3 protein-coding genes are annotated in these 2,648 nt (G+C 65.6%); 2 read left to right on the plus strand and 1 reads right to left on the minus strand.

Annotated features, from left to right (window positions below):
* Nucleotides 1-169: 169 nt before the first annotated feature.
* Nucleotides 170-439 carry an usg protein gene (locus ACIPIA_RS13795; RefSeq protein WP_400510375.1) on the plus strand — a complete coding sequence of 90 codons (270 nt, stop codon included), beginning with the start codon at nt 170-172 and terminating at the stop codon, nt 437-439.
* A 117-nt stretch (nt 440-556) separates the two neighbouring features.
* The gene (locus ACIPIA_RS13800; RefSeq protein ID WP_400510371.1) at nt 557-1,156 is read left to right on the plus strand and encodes an exopolysaccharide biosynthesis protein; all 600 of its coding nucleotides are present in this window, start codon (nt 557-559) and stop codon (nt 1,154-1,156) included.
* An 8-nt stretch (nt 1,157-1,164) separates the two neighbouring features.
* Here ACIPIA_RS13800 and ACIPIA_RS13805 read toward each other — a convergent pair.
* A partial coding sequence (locus ACIPIA_RS13805; protein WP_400510373.1) for a putative bifunctional diguanylate cyclase/phosphodiesterase occupies nt 1,165-2,648 on the minus strand: 1,484 nt, incomplete at its 5' end.

Below are 2,648 nucleotides of genomic sequence, written 5' to 3' on the forward strand. Positions count from 1 at the left end.
CCCATACGCCACGCACGCCCCCACGCCCGTTTGCCGGCGGACACAAGTCCGCGACAAGCATTGGGAATGCAGCAGCTTGGCTATAAACTTGCAAGCGTTTGTTAACCAAGCGGGAGCAGCCTCGACGCATCCGGCAAGCTTTCATTCCGTGACAGGAGAGGAGGTGGCGATGGTCTCGACGGACTTCATCAGGCAGCTGGAAGGCTACGGGCTGACGACGGCGACTATCCTCTACCGGATGCCGGATCATCTCAGCGTCCTGCAGACCTATATCTGGCAGCAATATGATGTGGCCCCCCGCTTTCCGGTGCTGAAGGATTTCCTGGCGTTCTGGCGACGAGAGCTCGACGGGCCGCTTCATTCGGTGACGGTGACGCATTCGCGGCTGATCCGGCCGGCGGAGATCCGCAACCTGGGTTGTGAACTGCATCTCCAGTAGGCGGCGCGGAGGCTTCGGCTCTGACCGTCGAGCATTGAGAACCTGCGCCGGGCGTGCTTGTTGGCAGGCATGCGACCATGTTAGGCGGACGCTTCCGCTCTGGCACGGCCTGCTCTCTTGTCATCCTCCCTGCGCACCTCCGGACTTCTGACGGCGCTCGCCGGCCTGCCCGGGGAACGGCTGGCTGTCGGCACCATCGTCGCTGCCCTGCAGGACCGTGCCTATGCCCTGCTCGTGGTGCTGCTCGGCCTGCCGAACTGCCTGCCGATGCCGCCGCCCATCCCGCTGGTCTGCGGCCTGGTCCTGGCCTTCGTCGCACTGCAGATGCTGACGGGGCGACGCATGCCGTGGCTGCCGCGGGTGTTGCTGGCGCGCAGCATCGGCAAGCCGGAGCTCAACCGCGCGGTTGAACGGGCGCTGCCGGCCCTGATCCGGCTCGAGCGCTTCTCTCGCCCGCGGCTGACGATGCTGGGCAGCCCCTATGCGATTCCCGTACTGGGCCTCGTGATCCTGGTTCTGGCTCTGGGCCTCATCGTGGCGGCGCCCTTCATCGGACAGATTCCGCTCGGCCTCGCCGTCTGCCTGGTCGGGTTGGGGCTCGTCGAGCGCGACGGTGTGTTGATCATCATCGGCGCGGTCTTCGGCGCGGCCGGCCTGTTGCTGAGCGCCGGGTTCGCCTACGCGATTTTCAGCGGGATACACGAACTGCTGTTCTGATGCCGCAGTCAGGCGGCGGCGAGAACCTCGGCGAAGGGATTGTCGAGCGTAAGCAGGCGGTCGATCTCGTCGGCCGGCACGGCCTTCGAGAACAGGAAGCCCTGCAGTTCATGGCAGCCGATCGCCTGCAGGAAGCGATGCTGTTCCACCGTCTCGACGCCTTCCGCGCAGACGCGCAGGCCGAGCGCCCGGCCGAGATGAGCCATCGAGTGGACCAGGATGGCGGATTCGCCGGTCGCTTCCATGTACTCGAGGAAGGAGCGATCGATCTTGATCTTGTCGAAGGCGAAGCGCCGCAAATAGATGAGGCTCGAGTAGCCGGTGCCGAAATCGTCGAGCGCCAGCCCGACGCCATGGGCGCGGATATCCATCATCGCTGATTCGGCCGCGTCGGCATCCTCGATCAGCACGCCTTCCGTAAGTTCCAGTTCGAGCTGGGCGGGGTCGAACGCGGTTTCGTCGATGATGCGGATGACGTTGGCGACGAAATCCTTGTGGCGGAACTGGATCGGCGAGACGTTCACAGCCAGACGGATGTTCGGCCAGCGCTTGGCCTCGAAACAGGCGCGACGCAGCACCCATTCGCTCAGCGGCACGATCAGGCCGCGCTCCTCGGCGATGGCGATGAAGTCCGATGGTGGAATCATGCCGTGAACCGGGTGAGGCCAGCGCACCAGTGCCTCGATGCCGATGATCGTCGACCCGTCGACCGAAACCTGAGGCTGGTAGTGCAGAGTCAGTTCGTCATTGTCGATGGCGCGGCGCAGATCGTCCTCGACCATCCGCTTGAGCTGCAGCGAGCGGTGCATCTGCGACTCGAAGAAGGCAAAGCGGTTTCGCCCGCTGTTCTTGGCCTGATAGAGCGCGGTGTCGGCCAGTCGCAGCAGGGTCTCGCGGTCGGCGCCGTCTCGCGGGGACAGGGCGATGCCGAGCGAGCAGCCAATCGTGACCTCGATCCCCATGACGATAAAGGGCTCGGTGAGGCGGGCGAGGATGCGTTCGGCCAGCGCCGTGCAGCCGACCGGAGTCGCGGCATGGGTCACGATGATGCCGAATTCGTCGCCGCCAAGGCGCGCGACGGTATCGCCGCCCTGCGTCGCGCCGGAAAGGCGCGTTGCCACCTGCCGGATCAATTCGTCGCCCGCGGTGTGGCCGTAGGTATCGTTCACGGCCTTGAAGCGATCGAGATCGATCAGCAGGACGGCGAGGCCGGGGCCGTCCTTGCGCAGGCCGGCGAGCGTCTGGTCGAGGGTCAGGTCGAAGCTGCGGCGGTTGGGCAGGAGCGAAAGCTCGTCCTGCCCCGCCAGGCGCTGGATTTGCCGCTCCCGCAGCTCGATCTGCCCTGCAGCGGCACGCAGGCGCTGCACGACGAAGATGAAGATTGCCGAGAACAGCAGCGCGACCGCGATCAACGCCCAGAGGAACCTGTGCAGCATCACGTCGCCGGGACGTGCCGGCGCCCAGGTCAGCCACCCGCTGATCGATCCGTCGG

Origin of the sequence: Allobosea sp. CER48 (assembly GCF_044752385.1) — a bacterium.
GTDB lineage: Bacteria > Pseudomonadota > Alphaproteobacteria > Rhizobiales > Beijerinckiaceae > Allobosea.

Excerpts from the sequence above, each read along its gene's own strand:
- ACIPIA_RS13795 (WP_400510375.1), top strand. The coding sequence starts at position 170 with ATGGTCTCGACGGACTTCATCAGGCAGCTGGAAGGCTACGGGCTGACG.